This window comes from Endozoicomonas sp. ALD040, assembly GCF_049275945.1.
In the GTDB taxonomy this organism is placed as follows: domain Bacteria; phylum Pseudomonadota; class Gammaproteobacteria; order Pseudomonadales; family Endozoicomonadaceae; genus Endozoicomonas_A.
In genome coordinates, this window is record NZ_CP184829.1 from 4,691,415 (window position 1) to 4,717,322 (window position 25,908).

Sequence of the window (25,908 nt, forward strand, 5' to 3'; positions counted from 1 at the left end):
TACAGATTTACAGGCAGTAGGGGCGCAAGTATGGAAAACTTGATTGAAATGGCATCCTGTAGTCTACCATGTAGGCTTCGCCCTAATTTCTGACGGCTATAACAATACAGGAGTCTTGGAATGTATAGACACTTCTTTTTTTGGCTATTAGTAATTTATCTACAAGATGTAAGAGCAGTTGAAGATTTAAGAGTTTTTTTCGTTGTCGAACCATCTAATTTGAAATTCTTGATGGATGGGTGTTATCAGTTTAATACAGAGTTCAGTTACTCTATAGAAGATGTTAAAGATGAAAATAAAGGGAGTCGTAAAGCAGTAGTCGTCTTTATGAAACATTTAAAAAACCCATTCTCTTGTTTTTTGGTTCCTTCTCGTGAGTTTGGGGTTTTTGCTGAGGGTTCTGATGATTATAAATTTTATTTGCATTATTTTGATTTTGGAGATGATGAGCCAGGTTTTACTCAATATTTTATTACCAAGTCTTTTTGGTATCATCTTTTTTATACGTCATTTATCGAGCAAAAAAATAGAGAGTCAAAGTTTGCTGAATCATTTGTTAGTAAAATCTCTGATTTGGAAGTAGTGCTTTTATTTAAGTGTTTTGGTGATGAAGAGTCGAGAAATGACTGTAAAGACTATTTATTAGAGAGCCTTGAGTGGTTTGGGTGGAATATTGAAACTAAAGACAGAAGAAAAGATGGTTTTATATACATTAGAATTATTATTCCTCTTGGAAATGAACACCATAATAATTCCCAGACTTTTCAGCTAGATTCCAATGTTCGTTTGGATATTGAAAAGTCCGGTGTAAGAAGGAAAGGAGAGAGAAATAAAGGTTCTATGATTTTTTTTCCATCATTAGTATGTCAGAAGAAATCCTGCGAAACGCTGGCCCTCAGCAGCGTACAGAATCAGGAAGACTATTGCGCTTTCGGAATGATTGGTTCAAACAATGCTTGTGTATGGACATTTCCCAGAAGCTACAACCAACTGGAAACCTTTGTTGAAGAAAGCCCCGGCACTGGTACTAATGTTACTGCTAAAGCTAAAAATATCTATGAAGCCTGCAGAGAGTACACTAAAACCTCGGCAGATGTCTTTAGCATTACTAAAGCCTTATTCGTTGCTCTGACGGGAATTGTCAATAGTTTCAAAAGAGTAAAGTCAGACGGTTCTAACAGTCTGGAAAATACGAGTAAATATTTAAATGAGCTCGGCTTTGAGGTTCATAATATGCCAACTGATGGCTACTGTGGCTGGCATGCTATCCTCAGTTGGATCAGAAACAACAGATATGAGCTTTTATCTGAAATGACTGAAAATCCAGATGAATTAACGGCAAGTGGTGTATTTGAATATTTTTCTGCCAGAGCGCAAGAACGGGTTGATGAAGGTGATGAACCTGACTTTGTCGTATCAATGGCCAATGAAATGAATGGGTCTCATTCGGATAGAATGTGGCTTGAAGATAATCATATTCGTTACCTGATTGCCCCGTTTATCAACCAAAATATTTTAATGTTTGATATAGCTTCTAATGCTCCCACTTCAGGATGTCCTTTTCAGATTAGCTTGATAACACCAGATGGTGTTGATATTAACTTTCAGAATCAAAACGAAATTGTCGAAGCGTTACATGAAAATCGTCATTGTATGATGTTGCTTCATGCTTCTAATCATTGGTTGTTGGTAATGCCTGCTGATCAAGTGGCCAGAACTCAAGCTAATCAAGGAAATACAACTTCACAGGATTTACCCGGAGGGTGGCTTGAAATTGACTGGAGTAAAGTCGTTGTTCCACAGTCTCTTTCTGAATAAGTAGTTCAGCGCATTGTAAGGCCTGTTCTTGCTCTTGAGGCAGTCATTGTCACTGAAATATCGGGTATTGTCATACAACTTCACTATTGGTCCATATTTTTCCTGAATGTTCAAAAAAATTTGATAAACAATAAGGTCGATGGCTGTCTGAGGGGATTCTCCGGATCAGAGGCCATCTACCACAGAGTGCAGCTATTGGAATTGTGTGTGAGCATAACCGATGAAGGGTTTTGATTAGTTTCATTTGTCAAGAGTCATAGTACTACTAGAGTTCACAAACAGTAATCCAAGAGGAAGTGACGCAGTGAAAGCATTTTTTTTCATTCTTATCTTTTTTTTTACGCAATTTTCTGTGGCAGGGAGATTTTCTGATGCTATTTTAGGTAACAATTTTACAGCAATAGAAGAGTTCATCAAGAAAGGTTATATGCTCGAAAGAGAGAATGACGCCGTGTCCGACGCACTTAATTCCGGATCATTGGAAATGCTGCTTTTTGTGCTTAAGCATGGTGCTGACCCGAATTCATTTACCTATACACATACCTATAATAGTTTGAGGGTCGCACATATTTTAAATGATGCCTCAACGATATCTGAAATTGTTGCATTGCTCAGTTTTGGTGCAGACCCTTTTGGTGACTCTCTATGGGAGTGGAACCATGCATTGGTTGATAAAAGGTGGTTGCATTTAATTATTTATTATTATTGGTGGAAAACGTTAAAGTACGGTAATTTTACAGCCCCCAATAGCCTTTCTGAACTCAATGTCATTATAGGGTCTTTACCTTTCCTGATAATTAACTCTTTTGTTGTTTTTATGGAAAATAATCTTGATTTGGAAGAGATATTACCTGTGTTGCCAGAAGATCTGAAATGGTTATTTGATTTTGTAAGCAGACAATAACCAGACGACAAGGGAACCATAGTGAGGTCTGATTAATTCGAAAAGTGTTATATTTACAACATATCAGGCTACTTTGACTGGCTCTTCCTTGCAGACTTTTTTTGTTTCTGGCTACCTTGGCATCTTCAAGGTTGATCAGCGCGTGTTGATAAGTGCATCTAATCCAGACTCTTCTTAAATCGTTTTGCCGCAACCACTAATCCAACGATCGTAAAAACGCCCAGGTAAGCAACATCTTTTGCCATGCCCTGTAATTCTGCACCTCTTAAAATAATACCCTTCATCAACCGCATATAGTGGGTTGCAGGCAAGAGTTCGGAAAACCATTGAGCAGCGATTGGCATGCCTTTAAAAGGAAACATAAACCCTGACAACAGAATGGAAGGCAGCAGAATGAAAATGGTCATTTGTGAAGCCTGCAATTGCGTTTCCGCGCAGGTGGAGATAATCAGCCCCATTGTCAGACTGGCAGAAATAAACAGCAGGGTGGCCAGTAACATTTGGAAAATACTGCCGACAAAGGGTACCTTAAAAATCAGGTTACCCAGCAACATAATAATGCCGGTCTGAATAAAACCTGAAAAAATATAGGGGATGATTTTGCCAATCATCAGCTCTATCGGGTGAACGGGTGTCGCTATCAACAGTTCCAGGTTACCCCTTTCCCGTACCAATGCGGCAGAAGTGAACATAATCATCGTCATGGTCAGAATAACGCCCACCAAACCAGGAACCGTGTTGACGACGGATCGTTGTCTTCACCGCGTCGACAAGAGCCCGGCTGAAGTAAGTTTGGCTCTGATCCACAATACTGACCGGTATCTCTCTGACATCGATATTGATGGCGTAGCCAAACAGCAGTAATTCAGCCAGAGGAATAATGACGATCATGGCAAAGGTGGCATGATCACGTGACAATTGTCGAAATTCCTTCATCAGGATTGAGAAGATTCTTTGCAGGCTGTTGGTCATGCCTGACAGGGTGGAAGATTTTTCCACTTCGTTTCTCTGAAACCTTTTGTCGGCATCTACCAGCCGGGCCTCAATTTGCCCGACACTGGCCCTCGCTGCTGCTATGTCTTCCATTCTCGCGCCGTTGACACCATTTCATTGAGATAGGCTCGTGCCCGCTCTGTTTCGGCCAGGGTGGCAGCAACAGCGGCCTGTTGTTTGCGATCATCCAGCTTCAGGATCAATTGACCGGTTTTAACAGGGTTTCCCTCAGGGATAAGAATGTCTGTAATCAGCTCCGAAGCGGTGGCTGTCAGAGTGACTCTGTCTCGTTCAAGTGTCCCCAGCGCCTGATGGTGATCGGAAGAGAAGCAGCCGGAAAGCAGGAGTGTCAGAGCGGCAGCTTAAGTTAACGCAAGATGATTCTTTATCCATCGGTTCATAGAGTGAAGGCGTTTTTCATGACGATTAACATCCAACAAATGTAGACACAAAACGAAGAGACGTCTTATAACTGTCTCGCCAATGTCTGATACGTGATGAACCCGAAGTCTGTGAGAAGGAAAGCAGTGAGTACCGAATCACTCAGGAAGCGGGGAAGATCGGTACTCAAATAGACGTTTAAGGTCGATCACTCAGCTGATGTCAGGAACTCAACTGAGGGTGCAAAGAATGCACATCCGGTGACGGCCTGTGAATAATCCATCAAGTGATCGTAGTGACCATGGTTATCGGCCTTGATCATGGACTCCATCATCTTGTCAAAATGGACTGGAGTGCGACAGTAGGAGACAAAGTAGAGTCCTCCCTCACTGGCATTACCATAGGGCATACTGTGACGGAGTATTTCCATACTTTTGCCTTCGCTGTTCTTGACGTTGGAACGTTTTACGTGAGCGGTTGGTGCTTTTTCTTCGCCACTGAATTCAATGTTGTCTTCCTTGGTGCGCCCGATCACTTTTTCCTGCTCGGGTACTGCCAGTTTGTTCCACTTTTTCAACGAATGAACCCACTTCTGGGTGTGGATATAGCAGCCACCGGCAAACGACTGATCTTCATCACCCACCAGAGTGACGCTGGCCCTGTCATCGCCCTGGGGATTTTCGGTGCCGTCAACAAATCCACTCAGGTCACGGCTGTCCAGGTAACGAAAACCTGTCTCGTCTTCCTGAATTTCAACCGCCTGTCCAAAATCATCCATGGCTCTGTGCAACAGGATAAAGTTGATATCCCGGCGGTTGGAACGGATATGAAGCAGCAGGTCACCCTGAGTGGCAGGTGCAGTCCGGTCACCTTCTGTCAGTGCTTTGAAAGGAGCAAGAAGGGCCGGCTTACCGTCTTTGTACAGAACATCCCAGGCCTCGCTGCCAATACTGATCGTGGAGGACAGCCTTGCATCGGGATACTGTTGGCTGAGCTCCTCAGTCAGTCGGGGAATCAGTGCACAGGTCTTTCTAATCTGTTCAAGGCTGTCTGCATCTTGTCTGATAGTTAAAACCAGAAAGCAGGCATCGGTATTGGCTTCTGGAGTAATTCCTGATTGTGGTGTGCTCATTTCCAACTCTAACGTCAGTTTTCGTAACAATGGGAACCTGTCTGTTTTCTGTCAGGTTACCTTGCATAGCATGAAGGGGTTTATAGTTTGGATCAATACGCTTATCTGGCTTTATCGGATAGATTGCGGGCCTCTTCGCACTCACCCTCTTCAGCCATTTGTGCCAGTTGCGAACATTCCGATGACATCGGCTGGAAAGGACAGGCTGTGGTCTCTTCCTGACGGGTCATGAGGCTGGCAATAGTGTCTTGCCTGATAATCTTGCTCTCAATGGAGTCAATGGTTCGAAAGCTCAGCCAGACTGCTATGAATGAAAACAGGACGCCTCCGGCTGCCTGACCCACCAGTACCCCATAAGCCCCCATATATTCAGAGGCGACCCAGATGAAAGGGACTGTACCCAGTGTCGCCCGGCCCCAGTTTAACAGGGTTGAGTATCCGGGCTTGCCCAGATTGTTAAAGGCCGCATTGGCAACGAACATAGTTCCTGTAAACAAAAAGCTGATGGCAATCCAGTTGCAGAAAAACGACACCAGACTGGCAGCTTCACCCCGGGCTCTGAACACCTGAATGAGAATGTCCTGCAGTAAAAACAGTATGACTGAAATCACAAGGACATAATACACGGTAAAGAGGATAGCATTTCGAAGCGACTCCCTGACCCGGCTCATGCGTCTTGCCCCAAAATTCTGGCCTATTATGGGTCCAACCGCGCCAGACAGGGCAAAAATGACACCAAATGCAACTGGTATCAGCCGGTTAATGATGGAATAGCCTGCTACGTAACTGTTGCCGTAATGTGACATATAGCGAACCATCCAGGCACCACTGAAAGGCATGGCCAGATTGGTGGCAATGGCAGGGAGGGTGATGGCAAGAATGTTTTTGAGATCCTTGCAAAAAAGCGACCAATCAAAGGGGGAGTAGAGTTTATGTTTATAAAAAATACCGTAAAAGGAAATACCAAACATCGTGACACGGGCCATCACTGAGGCAATGGCTGCCCCCTCTATACTGAGTTCCAGAAGAAAGATCAGAATGGGGTCCAGGATGGCATTCACAGCTCCGGCTGAGAGTGACGATGTCATGGAGAGCCTGGCATCTCCAACAGCTCTGAGTCCGGCTCCAAGGGTCATGGACAAGCTGACCAGAGGCATCGAGGGAATCACAATATGCAGGTAACTGTCGGCCAGTTCATGAACTCGTCCGGTGGCTCCCAACAGAGCAACCATTTGCGGAATAAGAAGCCAGAAGAGGATGGCCAGCGTGACACTGACTAATAGCACCAGGAAACAGATGTTTACCTGATATTGGCAGGCTTTTTTCCGGTTGTGGCTGCCAATGGATCTGGAGACCAGAGCCCCTGCGGCAATGGATAAACCAATACCCAAAGCGGAAGTGATAAACAGGATAGTGCCCGCATAACCAATAGCTGCAGCCAGATATTTTTCACCGAGCAAACTGAGAAAGAACAGGTCGAGCAGGTCGACAAAAAAGAGCGTAGTGATGCCCGCTGCATTGCTGAGACTCATAACAATGACGTGCTTCATTGTTGAGCCCTGGGTAAAGCGGGCATGGGTCATCGTAGGCTAACCTTTCGACACTGTTTAGGTGAGTTGGGCATAAAACGACAAAAGTCGTTAGAATTCTGGATAGTAAAGAGCCGTATTTTGCTCAGTGAACAGGATATTGTGTTTCGACCAGCTTAGTTCAGATCCCGGCGACGGGTCGGTTAAATGGCGTTACAATAAAACGCTTTAGCAATTGCGGACTGTTTTTCTATGGATCTTATCTGGAACCGGGCTGAAACCGGGTCCCCATTACTGATACTGGCCCATGGTGCCGGTGCGGCCATGGACAGTGATTTCATGAATCAAATGGCTGACTTATTGGTGACAGAAGGTATCAGTGTCGTGCGCTTTGAATTCCCTTATATGCGAGAGCGAAGAGAAACCGGTAAAAAAAGACCACCGGACAGGCAGCCAAAATTATTGCAATGCTGGCAGGATGTGATCGGGCAAATCAAAAATGAATACAGCGACTCTCTGTATGTTGGCGGTAAGTCAATGGGTGGACGAATGGCCAGCCTGCTGGTGTCTGAGATGACTGATCTTTCGTTGAGTGGCGTCGTATGTCTGGGCTACCCGTTCCATGCACCGGGTAAACAGGACAGGCCCAGAACAGAGCATCTTGCCGATTTCCCATTACCCATGCTGGTGGTGCAGGGCAGTCGGGATGCCATGGGTGATTATGCAACCGTTCAGGGTTATGAACTGTCAGAGAATATTGAGCTTCACTGGCTGGCGGACGGTAATCATGATCTGAAACCCCGGATAAAATCGGGTTTTACTCATCAGCAGCATTTGGTTGAAGCCGCACAAAAGATCTCTGACTTCATAAAGACAAAGTTTTCGTATACTGGTCTGAACTAAAGTCTCATAGAATAGTCTCAATTCTGTCGGGCAATAGTGAGGATTGGTGTTGACCTCAACAGCAGCGTTGTATCGGCGGGTCTGGAAGTTTGCCTGGCCTGCTATTCTTTCCAATATTTCGGTTCCCCTGCTGGGTCTGGTTGATTCTGGGGTCCTGGGGCATCTCTCCAGTGATATTTACCTGGCAGGTGTCGCCATTGGCAGTACATTATTTACACTGCTGTTCTGGGCTTTTGGCTTCCTTAGAATGGGTACTACCGGACTGGTGGCTCAGGCCCTGGGTCAGGATGATCATCAGGAAACCCGGCAGTGGCTGGCCCAGTCGATCCTGCTGGCTGTTGTAATCGGTGTTTTCCTGATCCTTTTATACCGTCCGCTTCTGGATATTGCCCTGCCTTTATTTAACGCGGCTCCTCAGGTGGCCGAGCAGGCCAGAATCTATTTCACCACCCGAATACTTTCAGCTCCTGCGGTCTTGATTAACTACGCGATCGTCGGCTGGTTGATCGGAATGCATCGTCCCAAGGGGCCCATGTTTATTCTGGTACTGGCCAATGTGGTCAATATTATTCTGGATCTGCTGTTTGTTCTGGGTCTCGGAATGGCTACCCGAGGCGCAGCATTGGCAACAGTGATCGCTGATTATACCAGCCTTGTGCTGGGGGTATGGATGGTCAGTCAAACCCTGAGAGGTATGTCCGGAAGCTTTGTTCGCGCAAGGATTCTGAACCCGGGCTCTATGCGCCGCCTGTTGTTATTAAATCGACATCTGTTTGTTCGCACGCTTTGTCTGCTTGCAACTCAGGCTTTCTTTACGGCACAGGGGGCCCAGAGCGGCAGTCATATACTGGCTGCCAACGCTCTGTTACTGAATATGTTGCTGCTGATTTCCAATGGATTGGATGGCTTTGCCCACGCTGCCGAGGCACTGAGCGGCGAAGCTCTGGGGCAGCGAAAAGAAGATCGCTTTAAGCAGATTGTCAGGGTAACGGGCTATTGCTCGCTCATGTGTGCTGTTCTGTTTTTCCTCACCTTCTCGCTGGTGGGGCAGGGCATCATTGGCTTGTTGACGGATATTCCTGCTGTCGCAGAAACTGCCAACATCTATCTGCCCTGGCTGGCCGCCATGCCATTATTTGCTGTCTGGTGCTATTGGCTGGATGGTGTGTTTATTGGTGCCGTGCGAACGGATACGATGCAAAACACCATGCTGGTGGCAACGTTAATTGTGTTCCTGCCGGTCTGGTATGTCACCCGGGATATGGGAAATCACGGCTTGTGGTTAGCCTACAGTGCCTTTATGCTGGCCCGCAGTGCAGGACTGGCTATTGTTTATCGATCCCTGAGTCGGTCCGGGTCCTGGGTCAGATAACAGGAGTGAATGTGTCGGAGACTATAGAAATCAATCATGAACTGGATACTTCAGGTCTGCTCTGCCCGGAGCCGGTCATGATGTTGCATAACAAAGTGAGGGACATGAAGACGGGAGAAACGGTCAGGGTTATAGCGACTGATCCTTCGACCGAGCGTGATATTCCCAAGTTCTGTAACTTTCTGAATCATGAGCTGCTGTCTCGTGAGCAGCTGGAAAAACAGTATATCTACCTGATTCGCAAGGCCGGTGCCTAGGACTTAATCTGGCAATCATTTCACATAACTGTTCCGGGGTCCCAGCATGGTGCACTATGCACCATGCTGGGTCGTTGCGAAACGCATTGCGGTAGAGAAATTGAAGAAAATTGACTAAATAGTTAGTTTTTATATAAAGTTGACGAGTTGGTCAGGTATTTGCATTGTCTATACCAGACGCTGATACAGCGGCTATTGGATATAGCTATAAAAGCACGGGTTACGCTGAAATAATTGCGTGCATTTATTCAGAACAGAATTATTACAATAAATCCTGAAGGGAATAATCATGAAGTTAATGAAACAAGCCGCTATTGCTGCAACTATTGCTGCTGCCTCTGCAGGCGCTCAAGCGGATATCCTGTGGAGTAATGTCTCGGCAACTTATTTGACCGGTGACGGCTATTTGAATGCTTTTTCCGGTGAAGAGGGTAAATCCCAGGTGGTAACTCTCGAGCATGCTGCAGCATACACCTGGGGTAAGAGCTTTTCTTTTGTTGATCGTTCTTTTGTAGAAGATGACGTTGATAATGATGACACCTACGGTGAGGTACATATTGATTTTTCGCTTACTGGAGGTGAAGGCTTTAAAGACTCTGTGATCAAGGACGTTTATTTTGCGACACAGTGGGAACATGCTGCGACGGTAAATCTGGATAATATTTTATTGGGTGGTGCAATCGGTTGGAATGTACCTGGCTTTATCTTCCTGGATACTGCCGTTTATTATCGTGCTAATGGCAAAGACTCTTTTGACGTTGAGTTGGATGACAATTTTCAATTTACTACAGCCTGGGCCGTGCCTTTTTCTCTAGGTTCAACTAAATGGTTATTTGACGGCTTTGTGGATATTACTAATGCTACGGAAAATAACTCGGGTAAAGATGTCGAAATGCAAATTATTGCACAGCCTCAGTTAAAACTGGATGTGGGTGATTTCTTCGGTAAAGAAGGCAAATATTACGCCGGCATTGAATACAACTACTGGAAAAACAAGCTTGGTCGTGATGGGCAGGATCAAAACCTGCCACAGTTCATAGTGCAGGCAAATTTCTAAAAGCTTTCATATCTGTCAGTTGGAACAGTGTTGTGATGGAAAAGCCAGCGCTTTGCGTTGGTTTTTCATCATATGGATTTCAGGGCATCCATAAATTTGATCCCCCAATTCTTAAAAGCAGGTTTTAATTCTTTTAAATCTAAGCTCGGCAGGTCATAGCAGTCTGTCCCGCCTGAACGCTTACCAAGTAAAATCATTTTGATAATGATACTTGAGTAACATTCCAACGAGACTATGTGCCTCTCTGTAATGATGAGCTATCAGATCCCGAACCTGCTCCGTCAACGCAAGCCATCACACACGCGGCCGCACATCCCCTATCAGAAGCAAGCAGATTACAGCCTGTGACTTTGGAGTCTGCCATAGCAGAAGAGCATCAAGTCTTGTCAAATCACAGAAGGCAACACTGGACACTATTGTTTGATGATGCAAATTCAAGTGATTGATTTCTGTTTATCACAGGGTCAGGAGGGAAAGGCACTGCAACCGTTTTCGAATACCCGAAATAAATAAAGCACTTTCAAATATAATGTCTATTGTTATTTTTTGTCGATAAAACCTTAAAAAATAAATTCAGACATGAAAGCAACGAGGTTCCTGACTATGGATCACCTGTTTTTTTTATTTATTTTGTCTGTTACTTTGCCGCTCGCTGGTCACTGCAATGCTTATACCAGCCTGTTGAGCTGGGCAGGTTGGGGGAGTTCCTCCAAAGTTACTGAGACATGGGGTGAGACAACGGGAGAAATTAGTAAACTGTCGTTTAGAGGGAACAATCCGCCTCTTCTTCTAACTTATGATCGCAAAGCGGTTGGTGAGAACGGTAAAACAGTTTCTGAATTGGAGAACAATCAGTTTTATGTCATTCTCGATAGTCAACCGGGCGATCAATTTAATTTTTGTTTCCGGACGTCTCCTGCATCGTCGACAGGGGATTTTCCCTCTCTGCCGGTATTTAAAAAGCCTGTAACGGGTCAGGGTATGCCGGATATGCAAAGTGGGAGAATAAGACGGGTTGCTTCAACACCCGACAGGGGTCGATGGCAACACGAGTACTCGGCCAGATGGCGTTTACCGGCAGGTCATCAATCGTTGGTTTTAGCCATTGAAGATAATGATGATGGCTGGATTATAGAACCGGAATGCAGCGGTATTGTTTCAGAAAACGGGTCTTTACCGTTGTTACCTGGCAGTAATGCGTCTGCTAACAAAAAAATATCATTTGTCGATATTTTTTACCGCGATAAACCGACTGAAAAGGATGGGTCTGGACATTCTGACGACAGCAGTCGTGTCAGTGGGCCTTTTGCGATACCCGGAGCCTCGGGTACTGCGGATAACAGCGAACCATTCACAAGCTCTGGCGGAGGCGGTTTTGGCAGTGGCGATGATTTAGGCGATTTATTCAAGAAGAGGCCGAGTGGTGGGATGGGCGGCCCCCTTTACTCCTTTGAATGGATGAGTGAGCAGGTCAGCAGGGTTATTCTGGTGCCTGGCACTGACGGCCAGGCCGTAAAAAAACAGATTTGGGATGCCCGGATTGTGCTCAAAATCAAGCAGGGTTGGAATGAGCAGGCCATTATTATTTCGCAGGAACTTTGGGATAAAATAAAAGCTGCAAATCTTGAAAGGAGTTCAGGGCTTTTTCTGGCATTGTCCAGAAATCCTGATAATCCGGAAGCTGTGTTTGAATATTACCTGAGCAGTAACCCGCCACAACCGCTACAAACAGAACACTACCGTCGTTATGGACAGCAAGCGTCCATTTTAAGTCCCAAACAATTACGCAGCGTGTCCGTTTTTCCTGGCCAGATCCCCACCGGGATCAGCCATCCTGGAGGAACCGGAACCGGTCAGGCTGGTAGTCAAAAGGGCGATCTCAACAGGGCCCAGCCAACTCAGTTTCAAGGTGGCTATGGTCGTCAAAATCAGGACAGCGGTGGTGGAAGAGAGAGTGGCGGAGATGATGGGGCAGGTGGTTCATCAAACGGTAGATTATGCCAGAATTGTAATAATAAGCCTGTACTCGCCTTTAATAAATGCAAAGAATGTCTGGATCGTGAATCTGGTGTACTTGAGCAGGAATCGACTGAAGCGCAGCCTTCTGCAATGGCACAAGACAGGGAAGAAGAACCTGTGTCAGGTACACAAGACGCTGATACTTCAGTAACCGATGTATTTCAATGGTTCAAAGCTTTGGATTTAAATGAAAGGGAGAGAGAAGATTGTTTTCGCATTAATCATTACTATAATTTACCGGCACTTTATAACCTTTTAACGCAAAGTTTGATGTCAGATAAAAATGCGTTAAGTGAATTTTATCCGAAATGGTTTGAATTTTTAAAAGGCAGTCTGTCTCTTTATCACCTTATTTTACAAGTCGGTGAGTTGGCAAAAACCCAGGGAGTTGAAGATTACGCTGAGGTGACAAGGATTGTTAAAACACTTGCTATTCACAGGGATGAGTTTGAGAGCGAAACCAGTTTGAATCGATTCGGAAACGAATTGCTGAACCAGCTAACCGGTAATGATTTTTTAGCTTCTGATGATGTGGGTCAAGTTTTTTATTCAGGATTAGATAGCCAACAGAAAATAGTGTTAATCAATTATATTTATAAAATATTTGAAGAAATGAGTCGGTCGCTAAAAGCTGAAATATTTCCATCAAGTTTTTTAATAGTAATAATGTTCAATAAATTTGGTAGAGATGTTTATGATAGGTACGGTTTTGGTATACCGGATCCGTACAATAATCGTGGGGAGTTAACAAGAATTCTTAAGTTTGGGTTTGGTGGTGAATACTCTTTTATTACTCCAAGTAACAGAAATTATTTAACTGGAACCAATAGTCAATCATTTCATGATTTGGCATTAAATATTAGTACCAATCAGTTTATAGATTTTTATGAAATTGAAACTCTATTGACTGCTTTTGTTCTCATAAGATCAATGCACGGAAAGCGTTTAAAAGATCTATTCTATGAAAATGTTCGTTTTGCGGAAGATGTATCAAGTAAGCAACTTGAGCTTCTAAGAACCTTTACCTTAAAAGCCGGTGAACAGCTTGTTACGCTTCTGGAACAGAAGGGAGCAGAAGAAAAAGACAAGTTTATACATAGTATGTTTTTGATCTTTGGTATGGCCCCTGGGGCACTATTTGGTAAGCCATCGGATCAATCGTTTGATGAACTATCGGGTCCTGAACCCGTTCCGTCAACACAAGCCGTTGCACATGTGTCCGCAGATCCACAGTATCAGCAATCAGAAATAAGCAGGCGACAGCCTGCAACTTTGAGCCCTCATTTAGAAAAAATGATGGGTGTTTGTTCTAAACTAGGCATCGATCCTAACCAAATTGTCGAAAGAAAAAGCACTGTAAAGTTGAGCTCTACCGTAGCACAAGAGGAACTCCTGATTATTGCTTCTAAACTGGGAATCGATTGGCAAAGATTTGCCAAACAGACCGGTGTTTTTAATGAAGAACATCTAAGAGAGATTAATAAGGGTGACGATCATGATAAGGCAAGGGTAATGATAGAAAAATGGCAAAAAATGAAAGGTCGGATTATCTTCGATGACTTACTGGAAGTTTTTGCAAAGATCGGACGATACGACCTTATACAATATTTAGTAAGGCGTTACCATTTTTGAAATGAGTATCTTTGGCCTGCACAGGGCAAGCCTTTACGGCGGAGCAGGCATTGAACGACACTCTTCTTGCAAACTTTGGGCTTGTTACTCAGAAAGACTTATGGATCCGGTTTAACTATCCCCAGTGAATCGCCGACTGCGGACCGGCTTGCCATGGTGTGGGGGCTAGAGACCTCCGGCTAACGGATTTATGTGCAACCCCTGACTTCTTTGCTACTTTTATCCACTATGTCTTGTGAACTTTTGGATAACCGGATCAACCATGAAAATTTTATGTTCAAATATACAAGCCATTGCATTATGTATTTGTAATTTAATTTCATCTGCTTGTCATTCTTCTCCGTTTATTGCAGAACACAGAAGTGGATTTACGATTACCGGAGATATTAGCAGATACGAAAATAGTGTGTTATTTAACAATGTAAGAATGATTCGCTATGCAAGTAATGAAAGCTTGGAAGAATATTCTCATGATTATGTCTATTTTAAGGGGCTTTTGGAAGGACGTAATGATAATAGAGATATCCCCAATGAAGAATTTTTTCTTTTTATGGATAAGTTTAAAGATGTAAGTGTTATACGAAAATTATTACCACTAACATTTTTTGTTAGCGAAGTTACTGATAAGCCTGTCTATATCACAGATATTCAATCTCAGAATGATATTACAATTGCCCATGGTATTGTAACAACACTAAGCAATGAGAATATAACACTTGTATTTTCGGAAAAAAGTATCCACTCCACTGAGTTAGATAACAAATGGACACTTAGGAAAATATACTTATATAAATCTCTTTTAAACTTTGACGGGCTGAATAATGCAAGAGAGGAGCTTTCTTTCACTGAAGTGTATACTGGTAGTCGATGTGAGTTTCTTATTGGTAATAGTAGAGAAATAACTTATCCATCAGATATTGCAGTGAAACTACTATTTAGTGCAAGTGCTTCAGTATTTTCAGTGGCAATCATTATAGTAACCCCAATAGTAGCTGTTTGTATTCCATTTTTACTTCACTCCTTGAAGCAAAGACTTGAATTCCGTTAGTAGTATGATTCACTTACAGCATATAACGAGCCTGTAGAAAAAAACCAAAAACAAAGCCGTAAAACTTGCGGCTCCTGTTATTAGCGAATGCTGATCTAAAACCTTTTCCCAAAGTGGTGTGGTTTTTTTGTTCGGAAAGCCTCCGCTGGACTCGCCATCAGTAATATGAGCGTAAATATTTCTGAGTTAGAAAAATACAGAATTTACCAGCAACCGACTCCTGCCTGAAATATCAGTCCATTGTACTTAGAATTTTTACCCTACCTAGGTCTTATCATGCCCATGATAATGCTTCTTCTAATATTCTCTGAATATAATTTATTCCTGGTTGAGCTTCAGGATTGTTCTTGCCATTAAATATGGTTGTGCCGTGCAGTGCGACCCATGTGTGAAATACCGGGCATGGAGGACATACCTTCAAATCCATAGCTGTGGCTTTCTCTAATGAATTTATGCCCGAAAACTTTAAACTATCAGCCATGTTTTTCCAGGACTCGTCATCAATGGAATCAAAATAAACTGGATCCAGAGTGGCGACTATATTCTTTGCCAGTTGGAAGTGGTGGTTGTCGTTACCTTTTTCGGGTGTTACCGGAGCAACGTATCTTGATGATAAGTCCTTATAACTAAGAGAATCTCCATCGTTTTTTGCTTCAGAGAGATATTTCATAGCTTCAGATGGGCTCTCATACTCGGTTTTAAAGTATGGTGACGAATATTCTCCTGGAAATATGTTCTCTCCTACAACTTTATCCACGTCATTGCTCCTTTTGATACCCAGTAATTTTTAGAGTCTTTTAACTTTGTTTAGTTCTAATTAATTGCTAACAAGAGTGTGAGTATCTCTGACAAAGTGAGATTGAAAGCCGAAGTCGAGATTTAAAAACATTGATGATGGATATTATTTACATGGTGTCAGGGCCACTCTGTTTGAGTTTACCAGGTAGCAATGTGCCAAGTGTTATCATTTCCATGAGAATAATATTTGAGTAGTTGCATCCCAACGAGACTGTGTGCCTCTCTGTAATATTGATCTGGATTATAAGAGTCATTATCAAGTCGACTATCTGGCATTTGATGAAGGTCTATGATGAAAGGCCTTTTCAAAGCGCCTTTTAAAAAAACATCTTTAGACTGCTCTGAAAAAAAACAACAACTATTTTCGCCCTCCCAGGAAGCAGCTCTATCAGGAATCAATAGATAATTGTGGTGTGGTGAAATATGTGCAATCTGTTTTGATAAATGTTCATAATTACTTTCTGCGTCACCACTTAAAATATAATCAAATAACTTTTTCGCTTTTTCTACAGACCATTTTGTTGATTTTCTTTTTTTGAAGTAAGGCATTTCTGAGAAAAATGATTTATGCCACCCTAAGAGCTCTCTATTGATTTCAGATAACTTTTCTACAACGCCTTCTCGTATGTGAGTTAGTGATAATATTTTTGAAATCATTGGCTGAGTAAAAGTCCCATGACTCGCTAATATATAAGGTGGTCTGGTTAACCATTGATTATCAATGTCTGAATAAAATAAATGATTAACCCCGAGCTTTTCTAAACGATTAGCCAGTTCTGTTTTGTTTTCAGACTTTGCCTTATCTATACAAAAGCTTATAGTCTTAGTAATGTTTTGCGATACAATAATTCTAATAGAATCCATAAAATGAAAGTTCATGGATGAGGCGTATCGCTCTAATTGGGCGAGAAATTTTAGTTGCAGATCTGTTTCAAAAGAGATGCATAAAATATTGTCATGATCTTTAAATTCAGCTTTCATCTCATTAATTTGAGATATTGTTAGATTTTTATCTGAATACACTATTAGTAGTGGTATATCACTTTTACTGAGGTTGGTTCCTTCTTCTAAAATTCTTTGAACATAATTAAGTCCCGCTAATTTTTCAGGATTATTCAAGCCATTAAATATGCTGGTACCATGCAGTGCGACCCATGTATGGAAAACCGGACATGGTGGACATACCCTCAAATCCATAGCAATAGCTTTTTCTAATGAATCAATGCCTGAAAATTTTAAACTGTCAGCCATGTTTTTCCAGGACTCTTCATCAATTAACTCAAAATAAGTTCGATCCTGGGTAAAGACTATATTTTTTGAAAGCTTGAGGTGGTGATTATCATCATTTTTTTCGGTTTGAGCCAAAGAAATGCATCTTGATGAAAGGTCTTTATTTAGCAATTGATTTTCTGTGTATTCATCAAGGTTTGGAAGATACTTTTCAGCATCAGCTCTATATCTGGATGGAGTGTCTGCCACCACTTCGGGGTATGGCAGGATGCACCCCCATGATGATATGTCTGGTTTTATCGCTTGATCCATTATTCCATATCCCTTTGGTCTATATGTGCTTTAATATTTTCTCCTGAGATTAAATTCTCGGGCACAGGTAAAAGCTCTAATTTCTCACTTAGATTGTTCAATAAGGTTGTGATATCTGGAATACTAAATACACCTTTTGATAAGTTAATAATTAATTCTATGTGTTTTTTATCTAAATCCTTTTTCCAATCTAAATATGAAAAATCAGGCTCGAAGAAAATTCTTTTAAAACATTTTACATTACAAAAAGCAGCTTTTTCCTCATAAGGCAGAGCATCACAATTATGGCTTAATCGGGTTAAAACATAATAGACAAGATTCCCGATTTTGGATTGTGTTGTACTACCATCCCAGTTAATTCCAAAATCTGTTAGTTTTAATCTGTTTTCACTTTTAAAATAGAGGACATTGCCTTCAGATAAATCAGTGTTGTTTAATAATCCCTTACTCTCAATATACTTATAGGCCTCTAATAACTCAGTAAGTAAAAAATCAAGTTGTCCAATTGATAATTTTATTTTTTCTTTACCCCATAAACCAACAAGTTTATCCAGAGAACAGTCTCCAAGTTCTAAGGCTAAGCATACTTTGTGATCAGAAATAGAAAAATCTAACAGATTTACAATGTTTCTATGAGGGTTTAGCTTACTTAATACGTTGATTTCAATCTCTCCATATCTTTGTGCTATTTTAAGAGCAACAAAATTATCTTTGTTCGTAGATTCTGTTTCATTTTTAGCTAAATAAACTTTTCCATAAGATCCGCAACCAATCAATTGTATTTTTACATAATGGCCTTTAGCTAAAACAACTGTTGTCTCATTAGTTGAGTTTGGGGGTGGTATTTGTGCTCCCTTTACATGGGTCGCTGAAGAAGTCGGCTGCATTTTGGTAAACCTGTAATGTATTGTGAATTTATACATTAGTGTGCTTTACATTTAAAATGTTTCTTTATTTGTTAGCATTACTTACCAATAAGTTAGGAGGATAATAAGCAAAACCGTAAATTTGACCAATCTACCGGTGAACAATTTTCATCCTGTTAAGTACCTGGCCAGTTGGTTTCGCATATTCTGGCGAGTGGATTTTTTCATCCTTCAAGGGGCAACGACGGGCGCGTAGCCATAGCTACGCAACCAGAGTTGGAACGCAGAAGGATGGAAAAAGCCGCCGTCCAGAATATGCGAAACCAACTGGTTAGGTACTTATCTATTCTTGTCGTTTTAGTTGGTTATTCCAGGGCTCGAGCTCGCAGCAGCCTGGTCGTTTCTATTTTTTTTGTTTTCCGAAATATCCAGTGCTATTTTTCAAGGTAAATAGACCATGAGAACAGTTTATTATGAGGTTCAAAAAGACGATCTCATTGTTGCTGATATTTTTGCTTTCATTTCATTCGTACGCAACAGTTCTTTCAATCAGTTCTCGTTTTCTTTCGATTAACGACAGGGGATTAATAATATCATATAAAAAAAGTGCTGAGTGTCATCAAATGTTTTTGAATGCTTGTGAAATATCTGGGCTTGCAGAAATAATTGATATGATTCGAATTATATCTTCAGTAGTCTTAATAGGAACTCAATATAATCCAAAAAAACCAAAAGAAATATATTTGAGGCAATTAAAAAGGTTGGCAGAAGATGGTTTAGGTCGTACTGGTTTTAATCAGCTGATAAAGTCTTCTTCTGTATCCGCGTCAGGTGGTTTTGTTGATTTTACTTTTCTGGGTTTGCAAAAAAACAAAGACTTAAATGATCAGTTAATGGAGCTCTTACTAGGAGTTTTGAATGTTTTGAATGAAGGTGGAGAGTATATCAACATATGTAGTGACTTAGGCTTGAGCGAAGAGCTTCAAGAGTTAAAAAGTGAAATTATGGGGTTAAAGCAAAGTAAATAAAAGCATTATTCGTATCAGCTTTCGTTTTTTCAAGTCTGACTATTCTGGTCTTGGCAGAGTCAATAGAAATATTTTGCAAGATGCATTAGCTTAGTTTGTGAAAATTCCTGCATCTGCCAATTCTATCCGGGACTTGGTTCAACTGCTCACTGCAGTCGGTGGTTCAGCTGGAGCTGGTGTTATGTTCCCGGGCTGGCTATGCTATGACTCAGTTCTTTACAGTTGAGGAGCTCAAAGCATGACCGATCCATTGAAGATAGCAAAGTATTACTTCCAACTCTCAAATGACAGTAATTTTGATGAGATCACAAAGCTATTTTGTGAAAGTACTACTTACAGATCAGGAAAGGGTGAGCTTTTTCTGGGTGTGAATGACATTATGACTATGCAGAGACTTTATCATGGTATGTTTGCAAGACTTGAATGGCAAGTAAGCAGTGTCACAGAAACCAAACCCGGAATTGTTCATTTTACTTTTAACTTTGTCGGTGAAACACACACTGGTGAAGTTGTAGAGTATTCTGGTTCGGAAGATGTGGTCGTGTATGATGGGAAAATTCAGCACATTCAGGTTCAACGACGGTGAAATCTTGAAACTCTTTTAATAAAACTCATCAAGACGATTAAAAGCATACTTTAAAATCGGACCATAAAAAACACAGGCTCTACGGCGCACCTGAATACGATTTCGAGCGTATAGGTTAGTGATTTAATATAAAGTATAAGGGGGAAAGAGTAGAACAAAGAGCATCAGAGTTAGAGGTAGTGGAGGAAAGATGATTAAAAAATATTCCCATGTCTTTCTGTTAGTGGTTCTAACTGGTTGTTTTTATATCAGTCAGGGCGATATTCATAAATACGTTTATAGAGGGAGTATTTCAGGTTATGCATACGACGAGTATAAATTGTATTTATATAAAAATGATAAACTTTTATCCAATCTACGAGCAAAAAACCTTGAAGTTATAATTTATTCTCCAGTCAACCTTACTTTAGAAAATGATAAGCCTGTTGAAATACTTAAAGATGGTAACTATGTCATCAGGGTTTTAATGAAAAGAGCCTTTTCAAGAAGAAATGCTACCTATAATTATGAGCTATCTCTTTGGGTGTATGATCATTAAATTAATAAATTAGAATCAATTTAAAACTGTGAGAAGGTATTTTATAGAATCTTTTAAGTGGTTCTTGTGATGAAAATATCAAACTAATAAAAATGCACTTGGTAGGGTTTTTCACGAGATTCCTGCTGTGCGCTCCTCAAGCGACAGGCGTTATAAGCCTCTCAGTATAAGCTATAATACCCAATCTGATTTTGTTCTATTTAAGTTGGTGTTGTAATGAAGGTTTCTGTTCTACTCTTTGTTGTTAAATTTATTTCAATAAACACTTGGGGCATGATGGAAGAAGATAACTCAGGTTCTGATAAGAATATCAGCCAGGACACAACTGTAAAAAAAACTGTAAAAAAAGAAGAGTGCAGTGTGAAATCACTAACTTATTTATTAAATCCTCCTTTGCAAGTAATCGTAATAACAACTGATGGTGATATTTATCAAGCAATTACTGGCGTGATGATGGGGCAATTTTATTTGACTGTGGCACATGTTTTACCTTTGTACGATCTGGATTCAATTAGCCAAATATTTGTTGGTCATCCCCAAGGCTCATTTTATAAAGAAGTGATTGTAGATTCCATAAGCTTTAACCCTGGGCAAGGAAGGGATCAGTGCGTATTAAAACCAAAATATTAAGAAATAGAGTTCATAACAAAGATTAGCAAGGGACTTTCCCTGTAGCGCAGCCTCTCCAAATGGGGGGGGTAATAATTAGAAAAAATCTTCCCTGACATCAGGTGCTTAATCTTCGATCATTTCGGTGAAGGCTGCAATGGCATCAGGGTCACCATGTTTAATTTTGTTGGCAATGATGTGGTGAAAGAAATACTTGAAATCTTCATGCTCCTGCGCTGGAAAAAGGCATTCATCTTTGGGCAGAATGGGTGTGGTTTGTACTTTTTTCTCATCGGCCAGCATGGCATGAATACGACCGTCATTGTATAGGCGCCAGCTCGTGACATGAATCAACATCAGGGTGTGAAAGTTGTCTTCTGTCAGGATCGCATGAGTGCCAATATTGTCGCCAATTTCCTGCAAAACGAAGTCGGGGTCTTCTTCTTTCGTTTGAAAATATAGGGCGGCGGTTTCCAGCTCTGTTATTTTGTATTCGGGAGGCTCAAAAAAGGCGTGATCATGAAAGCTGTCGTAGTAGCCTTCCCAGCGTCCATTCAGTGGGTCATTGAGCTCTCGTGCAGGCACCAGCTTATTGAGCCATGGCACCAGAGCATCCACTGTGCCATCTTTTTTCAGGGCCCAGCAGAGAATTTTCATACTGAACAGTTTTCCGGGATTAGCGTCGTTGCTGTAAAGCATTTCCAGGCCATCCTGCTCCGGCGCCAGCCTGATAATTTTTTCACTTTCGGTTTCGTTGACGGGTTTGCGGGTAAAAAGGTCAATCACATTCCCTTCGTCATCCGGCTTTTTATCCATTGAATCTCCCGTGCTGCAGGGCGCATAAGTGTGAGTCAGGAATCGCCCTTAAGGCTGTCTATCGGCACTGGAGTCTGGAAGTTAATTCGGAGGGATTTGTCCGGGTTGCATCTGGCATTCAGACAGCACTTTTTGCCAACTTCGGGTATGGCGCAGAATGGCCTTGTCCAATTGCTGCCAAACTGAAAAGGCGTAATCAGAACCGGTAATGGCCAATAGGTAGTCTTTCATGGCCTTGTCTGGAGCAGGTGGCAGTTCAAGCAGTAAAGGCAACATGACAGATCGCCACTCTCTCCCTTCTGAAACGACTTTGGCCATGTAGGGTTGGATACTGTCGACGTAGAAAAGTCTGAAGACATTGTTGAGTCGTTCTATTTTTACAGAGCGCCGACCTTGAGGGCAGATATTGTCGCTCTTTTCCAGCATCACTGAAACACGGTTGAGAGTGTTGGTAATAGCTGACGCGGCAGCCAGTAGTTGACCACTGTAGTGAGAAGCGGTTAATTGTTGCAGTTGCATTTCCAGAGACTGTTGATCGTAGGGAGGAGCAAAACGGTCATCTTTCAGATAAAGCCTCAGATAGTTTAAAGCTTCCAGTGTTCCCTGACGGCCATTATCTCCATGGAGAGGAAGCAGGGTCTGAAAGCCGCTCAACTGGCTTGGCAGTTCAGTTCCAGACAGCAGCATGTTCCATTTGGCGGCAGGCAATGCGGCTTCTTTCCGCTGAAGGATAGCTTTCAATCTGGCTCTTAGTTCTGCCTTTTTATTCTGCTGCTGTAAATAGTTTGTGCAGTCTTCCAGCTGGACGATCAGTTTTTTTTCGTAGTGCAGCAACTGGGAAGGCTGCATCTGCTTACCTAAACTGTTGTTGCGGTGTGCAATAAGCTGCGTAAGTCTTGGGCATTCGAGAAGATTCAGGGCTTCCAGTGCTTTTAAACGAATATCCGGTAATGGATATTGACGCTGTCTTAACGGAGGCATTTCAGGAAAACTGACCGTAGCAGACGGCATTGGCTGTCCGGTAACGTTACTGATTCTTTCTTCATACTCTTCCAGCTGGTATTCAGCTGTGGAACGATAACCACAGCCTGCCAGTGTGATCAGCAAAAGCAAGGCAAGGGAGCGAACAGTTACTTTCAAAGTCATGAGCAGTGATTGACAGGATTGAGTGCAGTATAGGTTTTATTTCTCAAACAGGAGTGACCGATCCACATAAGCCCTGAGTTGTTAATTTTAAGAATGGACTATAGTATCACGCCATCACTGGATTTAACGAATACGGCCATCGATGAAAATTGTTGCTGACGAGAACATTCCATTACTTCATGAATGCTTCGGGGCACTGGGTGAAGTAGTGGCTTTACACGGGCGAGATATTACTGCAAGCGATATTGCGGACGCAGACGCGCTGCTGGTGCGTTCAGTAACAGTGGTGAATGAAGCACTACTGCGGCAGGCTTCATCTCTCAGGTTTGTTGGTTCTTGTACTGCGGGCGTTGACCATATCGATCAGCAAACTCTGGCTGGCCGGGGCATTACTTTTGCCAATGCGCCTGGCTGTAATGCCCGTTCTGTTGTTGAGTATGTGCTTTGCGCCCTGGATATTCTTGCCGATCGGGATGGCTTCAGTCTGGTGAACAGAAAGGTAGGTATTGTGGGTCATGGTCAGGTGGGCAGCCAACTGTATAAAACCCTTGAAGGGCTGGGTGTTGAGGTCATGGCCTGTGATCCACTTTGTGAACGAACGGCGGGTGTTCGGTTCGAATCCCTGGAAACTTTGTTACGTCAGTGTGATGTCATTGCTCTGCATACTCCCCTGACCCAGGACGTGGATTATCCTACCTATCATATGTTGGATTATGACAGGCTGAGCAAGATAAAACCGGGCTCTATTCTGATCAATGCCGGGAGAGGCCCGGTCATTGATAATCAGGCGCTATTGGAATTACTCGAAGAAGGTCTGGATCTCAGTGTGGTGCTGGATGTCTGGGAATATGAGCCCGATGTCAATCTGGATTTGCTGGCTCGCGTGGATATCGGCACCCCCCATATTGCGGGCTATAGTCTTGACGGCAAGATCTCGGGTACCGAGAAGGTCTATAAGGCCCTTTGCCAGACCTTTGGCTTGCCGTGCAGGGTTAGACTGGCCGCTATCACTCCCATGCCTGCACTGAAGAGAATGGGTTTTAATGACTCAGCTACCGCTGCCCAGGCCGCAGGTATTGCGATGAAATCCGTCTACGATCTGCGCCGTGACGATGCGCTTATGCGACGTCTCATCACCATGAAGAAAGAGGCGTGCGCTATCGAATTTGACCGGATGAGAAAGCACTACCGGGAGCGGCGGGAATTCAGCACCCTGGTGCTTCAGGCCAAAAAGTGTGAGCCTAAGGTTCAAGAACATCTGAAGGCCCTGGGCTTTAATCTTCAGGAGGTCTGAGACAGTTTTGTTAGTTTCTCATATGCAGATCGATACGATCACTTCGTTATAAAGAGTCTCAGGAATCTTACGATAAACCTGTACAGATGAGTTCACTGGGACAGGTTACATGATCAAAACACTGGTGATGAGCCGCTACATTAGACCTTTGGGCTGGATAGCTATTGCGATTTGCGCAGTGACCTGGTGGATGGATCTGACAGAGATCGTGAAAACCTGTCCATTCTGCCGCACGGAAAGAACTGCCATTGGTCTGCTCGGTGTTCTGATGGTTTTGCCTCATTACCGCTATATCAGTATTTTCTTAACCTGTCTGTTTTCCGTGGTCGGTCTGGTCACGGCTTCCCAGCACCTGTTCCTGATGATAAAAAGCTGGCACTTCTCGTTGAATACCCCGCTGGTTATCATTGCTCTGTGTTTGCTCTGTGGCGAGTTGCTGCTCTTGATCGAACGGGCTTTACTAAGCCGTAAAAGTCTGAAGCAATAGTCTGAAACAAAAGTCCGAAGATAAGTTCCGGCTATTTGTTATGCTGGCTTACTTTATGGTTAGTATTAATATCCATAAAAGGAAATTATTATTCGTTTTATCTGTCAAATGAATAATAAGATTTTTAATCTGGAAGAATAAAAAAACTGCCATCCAGATTTGATAAACTATCTGGACAGGTGCTTAATGAAATACTAATGGATGTATAACAATGAACTCAGTGACAGAAATGCAATTACAATTCAACCTGGCTTCAATTCAATCAGAAACTACTGAAGCTAAAGGTTTAGGAGCTAAAGAGTTAGGAGTTAATCAAGTTAGCTCTTATCAAAGTTACCAAGCTCAGGTTGGAACAAAATTATTATCAGAAAGAAAGGTTGACTCTGCTAATGATTTTCGTTTTCTTAATGAAGAACTCTACGTAATAAAATGGTACCTTGAAGAACATTACGCTGAAAAGCTCGACGTTGAAAAAAAATCCGGAGTTAAAAAAAATCATGTTTTTCCGTTTAGTTTAAATGGTGTAAAGCATTATAGATTAAGTCCGGATTACCCTGTTTCAGGAAAAGATTTTTCAGTGTCTTTGCCTTTGAGCGAGGAAGTAAATCTTGATTTATGCTATCGGGAGAAAGTAAAAAAAAGGTTGTCAGATATCTTTACGCACGGCTTTGAGAATGTTTGCAAAACTTTATATTTTTTTGAAGATCAGGAAAGTGTTGTGAGTGGTGTTTGTCATCAATTTGTTAATTACCTGGCATTTGGAATGGATAAACAAATAAGTCAAAATTTCAATGGCTGGTATGAAAAGCTTTCATTTGTATCTATTCAAAAATTCGATCAGGAAAAAGTACGCTGGGGAGACATCGTTCAATTATTATCAGGTGAAAGTTTAGTTCATAGTCTTTTTTACATAGGAGATGGAAGGTATATAAGCAAACATGGAGTGTGTGATATATTTTTTCAGTCATTGTCAGCTGCTCAGGAGTCATACCCTTCAGACTCAGTGAGGATCGTTAGATTAGCGCCTGAATATTATTCAAAACAAATAACCTTTGAAGGAAATGACTGAGCCTTCTGGTTATCTGCGGCACGCCTGGTACTCCAAAAAAGTTTTGGTGCACTCAATGCAAAAACTGCTTCGGTAATGACTGCT

Annotated in this window: 25 protein-coding genes; 15 read left to right on the forward strand and 10 right to left on the reverse strand. The window is 42.2% G+C overall.

Annotation, left to right across the window (positions count from 1 at the left end):
* Positions 1-120: 120 nt before the first annotated feature.
* Both ACOJUN_RS17710 and ACOJUN_RS17715 read left to right on the forward strand, forming a co-directional pair.
* The gene (locus ACOJUN_RS17710; protein ID WP_422133234.1) at positions 121-1,818 is read left to right on the forward strand and encodes a hypothetical protein; all 1,698 of its coding nucleotides are present in this window, start codon (positions 121-123) and stop codon (positions 1,816-1,818) included.
* A gap of 304 nt (positions 1,819-2,122) precedes the next feature.
* On the forward strand, positions 2,123-2,722 hold the full coding sequence (locus ACOJUN_RS17715; RefSeq protein ID WP_422133235.1) for a hypothetical protein: 600 nt from the start codon (positions 2,123-2,125) through the stop codon (positions 2,720-2,722).
* 158 nt (positions 2,723-2,880) lie between these two features.
* Here ACOJUN_RS17715 and ACOJUN_RS17720 read toward each other — a convergent pair whose 3' ends face one another.
* The 5 genes from ACOJUN_RS17720 to ACOJUN_RS17740 form a co-directional block, all read right to left on the reverse strand.
* The gene (locus ACOJUN_RS17720; protein WP_422133236.1) at positions 2,881-3,414 is read right to left on the reverse strand and encodes an ABC transporter permease; all 534 of its coding nucleotides are present in this window, start codon (positions 3,412-3,414) and stop codon (positions 2,881-2,883) included.
* Positions 3,377-3,808: a hypothetical protein gene (locus ACOJUN_RS17725; protein WP_422133237.1), complete on the reverse strand. Its 432-nt coding sequence runs from the start codon at positions 3,806-3,808 to the stop codon at positions 3,377-3,379. The genes ACOJUN_RS17720 and ACOJUN_RS17725 overlap by 38 nt, the downstream gene beginning before the upstream one ends.
* On the reverse strand, positions 3,796-4,068 hold the full coding sequence (locus ACOJUN_RS17730) for a biotin/lipoyl-binding protein (RefSeq protein WP_422137090.1): 273 nt from the start codon (positions 4,066-4,068) through the stop codon (positions 3,796-3,798). The genes ACOJUN_RS17725 and ACOJUN_RS17730 overlap by 13 nt, the downstream gene beginning before the upstream one ends.
* Positions 4,069-4,304: 236 nt before the next feature.
* The gene (locus ACOJUN_RS17735; protein WP_422133238.1) at positions 4,305-5,228 is read right to left on the reverse strand and encodes a Dyp-type peroxidase; all 924 of its coding nucleotides are present in this window, start codon (positions 5,226-5,228) and stop codon (positions 4,305-4,307) included.
* 101 nt (positions 5,229-5,329) lie between these two features.
* Positions 5,330-6,811, reverse strand: coding sequence for an MATE family efflux transporter (locus tag ACOJUN_RS17740; RefSeq protein ID WP_422133239.1), 1,482 nt, complete (start codon positions 6,809-6,811; stop codon positions 5,330-5,332).
* A 198-nt stretch (positions 6,812-7,009) separates the two neighbouring features.
* Between ACOJUN_RS17740 and ACOJUN_RS17745 the strand changes: the two genes are divergently transcribed.
* The 6 genes from ACOJUN_RS17745 to ACOJUN_RS17770 all read left to right on the forward strand — a co-directional run bounded on the left by ACOJUN_RS17745 (position 7,010) and on the right by ACOJUN_RS17770 (position 15,045).
* A complete protein-coding gene (locus ACOJUN_RS17745) occupies positions 7,010-7,660 on the forward strand; it encodes an alpha/beta family hydrolase (RefSeq protein WP_422133240.1) in 651 nt (216 codons plus the stop codon).
* A 46-nt stretch (positions 7,661-7,706) separates the two neighbouring features.
* Positions 7,707-9,032 (forward strand): MATE family efflux transporter, encoded by a 1,326-nt coding sequence (locus ACOJUN_RS17750; RefSeq protein ID WP_422133241.1) that lies wholly within the window; start codon positions 7,707-7,709, stop codon positions 9,030-9,032.
* Positions 9,033-9,043: 11 nt separating this feature from the next.
* Entirely contained in the window at positions 9,044-9,289 is a 246-nt protein-coding gene (gene tusA / locus ACOJUN_RS17755; protein WP_422133242.1) for a sulfurtransferase TusA, read from the forward strand.
* A gap of 289 nt (positions 9,290-9,578) precedes the next feature.
* A complete protein-coding gene (locus ACOJUN_RS17760) occupies positions 9,579-10,346 on the forward strand; it encodes a hypothetical protein (RefSeq protein ID WP_422133243.1) in 768 nt (255 codons plus the stop codon).
* 603 nt (positions 10,347-10,949) lie between these two features.
* Positions 10,950-13,997, forward strand: a complete 3,048-nt coding sequence (locus ACOJUN_RS17765) for a death domain-containing protein (protein ID WP_422133244.1) — start codon at positions 10,950-10,952, stop codon at positions 13,995-13,997.
* A gap of 262 nt (positions 13,998-14,259) precedes the next feature.
* The gene (locus ACOJUN_RS17770; RefSeq protein WP_422133245.1) at positions 14,260-15,045 is read left to right on the forward strand and encodes a hypothetical protein; all 786 of its coding nucleotides are present in this window, start codon (positions 14,260-14,262) and stop codon (positions 15,043-15,045) included.
* Between the two features lie 274 nt (positions 15,046-15,319).
* Here ACOJUN_RS17770 and ACOJUN_RS17775 read toward each other — a convergent pair whose 3' ends face one another.
* The 3 genes from ACOJUN_RS17775 to ACOJUN_RS17785 form a co-directional block, all read right to left on the reverse strand.
* A complete protein-coding gene (locus tag ACOJUN_RS17775; RefSeq protein ID WP_422133246.1) occupies positions 15,320-15,802 on the reverse strand; it encodes a hypothetical protein in 483 nt (160 codons plus the stop codon).
* A gap of 179 nt (positions 15,803-15,981) precedes the next feature.
* Positions 15,982-17,385 (reverse strand): hypothetical protein, encoded by a 1,404-nt coding sequence (locus tag ACOJUN_RS17780; protein ID WP_422133247.1) that lies wholly within the window; start codon positions 17,383-17,385, stop codon positions 15,982-15,984.
* Entirely contained in the window at positions 17,385-18,272 is an 888-nt protein-coding gene (locus ACOJUN_RS17785; RefSeq protein WP_422133248.1) for a protein kinase domain-containing protein, read from the reverse strand. The genes ACOJUN_RS17780 and ACOJUN_RS17785 overlap by 1 nt, the downstream gene beginning before the upstream one ends.
* Positions 18,273-18,874: 602 nt before the next feature.
* Between ACOJUN_RS17785 and ACOJUN_RS17790 the strand changes: the two genes are divergently transcribed.
* From ACOJUN_RS17790 to ACOJUN_RS17805, 4 genes are all read left to right on the forward strand, one after another.
* Entirely contained in the window at positions 18,875-19,279 is a 405-nt protein-coding gene (locus ACOJUN_RS17790; RefSeq protein WP_422133249.1) for a hypothetical protein, read from the forward strand.
* 238 nt (positions 19,280-19,517) lie between these two features.
* Positions 19,518-19,865, forward strand: coding sequence for a hypothetical protein (locus ACOJUN_RS17795; protein WP_422133250.1), 348 nt, complete (start codon positions 19,518-19,520; stop codon positions 19,863-19,865).
* 190 nt (positions 19,866-20,055) lie between these two features.
* On the forward strand, positions 20,056-20,403 hold the full coding sequence (locus ACOJUN_RS17800; protein WP_422133251.1) for a hypothetical protein: 348 nt from the start codon (positions 20,056-20,058) through the stop codon (positions 20,401-20,403).
* Between the two features lie 216 nt (positions 20,404-20,619).
* Positions 20,620-21,033 (forward strand): hypothetical protein, encoded by a 414-nt coding sequence (locus tag ACOJUN_RS17805; protein WP_422133252.1) that lies wholly within the window; start codon positions 20,620-20,622, stop codon positions 21,031-21,033.
* A 105-nt stretch (positions 21,034-21,138) separates the two neighbouring features.
* Here ACOJUN_RS17805 and ACOJUN_RS17810 read toward each other — a convergent pair whose 3' ends face one another.
* Complete coding sequence (locus ACOJUN_RS17810) at positions 21,139-21,828, reverse strand: hypothetical protein (RefSeq protein WP_422133253.1); 690 nt, start codon at positions 21,826-21,828, stop codon at positions 21,139-21,141.
* A gap of 81 nt (positions 21,829-21,909) precedes the next feature.
* The gene (locus ACOJUN_RS17815; RefSeq protein WP_422133254.1) at positions 21,910-22,974 is read right to left on the reverse strand and encodes a DUF3080 family protein; all 1,065 of its coding nucleotides are present in this window, start codon (positions 22,972-22,974) and stop codon (positions 21,910-21,912) included.
* Between the two features lie 142 nt (positions 22,975-23,116).
* Between ACOJUN_RS17815 and pdxB the strand changes: the two genes are divergently transcribed.
* From pdxB to ACOJUN_RS17830, 3 genes are all read left to right on the forward strand, one after another.
* Positions 23,117-24,268 carry a 4-phosphoerythronate dehydrogenase PdxB gene (gene pdxB / locus ACOJUN_RS17820; protein WP_422133255.1) on the forward strand — a complete coding sequence of 384 codons (1,152 nt, stop codon included), beginning with the start codon at positions 23,117-23,119 and terminating at the stop codon, positions 24,266-24,268.
* A gap of 109 nt (positions 24,269-24,377) precedes the next feature.
* Positions 24,378-24,755 carry a disulfide bond formation protein B gene (locus ACOJUN_RS17825; RefSeq protein ID WP_422133256.1) on the forward strand — a complete coding sequence of 126 codons (378 nt, stop codon included), beginning with the start codon at positions 24,378-24,380 and terminating at the stop codon, positions 24,753-24,755.
* Between the two features lie 211 nt (positions 24,756-24,966).
* Positions 24,967-25,824, forward strand: a complete 858-nt coding sequence (locus ACOJUN_RS17830; RefSeq protein WP_422133257.1) for a hypothetical protein — start codon at positions 24,967-24,969, stop codon at positions 25,822-25,824.
* The last annotated feature ends 84 nt before the right edge of the window (positions 25,825-25,908 follow it).

Excerpts from the sequence above, each read along its gene's own strand:
- ACOJUN_RS17710 (WP_422133234.1), top strand. The coding sequence starts at position 121 with ATGTATAGACACTTCTTTTTTTGGCTATTAGTAATTTATCTACAAGAT.
- ACOJUN_RS17720 (WP_422133236.1), bottom strand. The coding sequence starts at position 3,414 with ATGTTCACTTCTGCCGCATTGGTACGGGAAAGGGGTAACCTGGAACTG.
- ACOJUN_RS17725 (WP_422133237.1), bottom strand. The coding sequence starts at position 3,808 with ATGGAAGACATAGCAGCAGCGAGGGCCAGTGTCGGGCAAATTGAGGCC.
- ACOJUN_RS17735 (WP_422133238.1), bottom strand. The coding sequence starts at position 5,228 with ATGAGCACACCACAATCAGGAATTACTCCAGAAGCCAATACCGATGCC.
- ACOJUN_RS17740 (WP_422133239.1), bottom strand. The coding sequence starts at position 6,811 with ATGACCCATGCCCGCTTTACCCAGGGCTCAACAATGAAGCACGTCATT.
- ACOJUN_RS17745 (WP_422133240.1), top strand. The coding sequence starts at position 7,010 with ATGGATCTTATCTGGAACCGGGCTGAAACCGGGTCCCCATTACTGATA.
- ACOJUN_RS17760 (WP_422133243.1), top strand. The coding sequence starts at position 9,579 with ATGAAGTTAATGAAACAAGCCGCTATTGCTGCAACTATTGCTGCTGCC.
- ACOJUN_RS17765 (WP_422133244.1), top strand. The coding sequence starts at position 10,950 with ATGGATCACCTGTTTTTTTTATTTATTTTGTCTGTTACTTTGCCGCTC.
- ACOJUN_RS17770 (WP_422133245.1), top strand. The coding sequence starts at position 14,260 with ATGAAAATTTTATGTTCAAATATACAAGCCATTGCATTATGTATTTGT.
- ACOJUN_RS17780 (WP_422133247.1), bottom strand. The coding sequence starts at position 17,385 with ATGGATCAAGCGATAAAACCAGACATATCATCATGGGGGTGCATCCTG.
- ACOJUN_RS17785 (WP_422133248.1), bottom strand. The coding sequence starts at position 18,272 with ATGCAGCCGACTTCTTCAGCGACCCATGTAAAGGGAGCACAAATACCA.
- ACOJUN_RS17790 (WP_422133249.1), top strand. The coding sequence starts at position 18,875 with ATGTTTTTGAATGCTTGTGAAATATCTGGGCTTGCAGAAATAATTGAT.
- ACOJUN_RS17795 (WP_422133250.1), top strand. The coding sequence starts at position 19,518 with ATGACCGATCCATTGAAGATAGCAAAGTATTACTTCCAACTCTCAAAT.
- ACOJUN_RS17800 (WP_422133251.1), top strand. The coding sequence starts at position 20,056 with ATGATTAAAAAATATTCCCATGTCTTTCTGTTAGTGGTTCTAACTGGT.
- ACOJUN_RS17805 (WP_422133252.1), top strand. The coding sequence starts at position 20,620 with ATGAAGGTTTCTGTTCTACTCTTTGTTGTTAAATTTATTTCAATAAAC.
- ACOJUN_RS17810 (WP_422133253.1), bottom strand. The coding sequence starts at position 21,828 with ATGGATAAAAAGCCGGATGACGAAGGGAATGTGATTGACCTTTTTACC.
- ACOJUN_RS17815 (WP_422133254.1), bottom strand. The coding sequence starts at position 22,974 with ATGACTTTGAAAGTAACTGTTCGCTCCCTTGCCTTGCTTTTGCTGATC.
- pdxB (WP_422133255.1), top strand. The coding sequence starts at position 23,117 with ATGAAAATTGTTGCTGACGAGAACATTCCATTACTTCATGAATGCTTC.
- ACOJUN_RS17825 (WP_422133256.1), top strand. The coding sequence starts at position 24,378 with ATGATCAAAACACTGGTGATGAGCCGCTACATTAGACCTTTGGGCTGG.
- ACOJUN_RS17830 (WP_422133257.1), top strand. The coding sequence starts at position 24,967 with ATGAACTCAGTGACAGAAATGCAATTACAATTCAACCTGGCTTCAATT.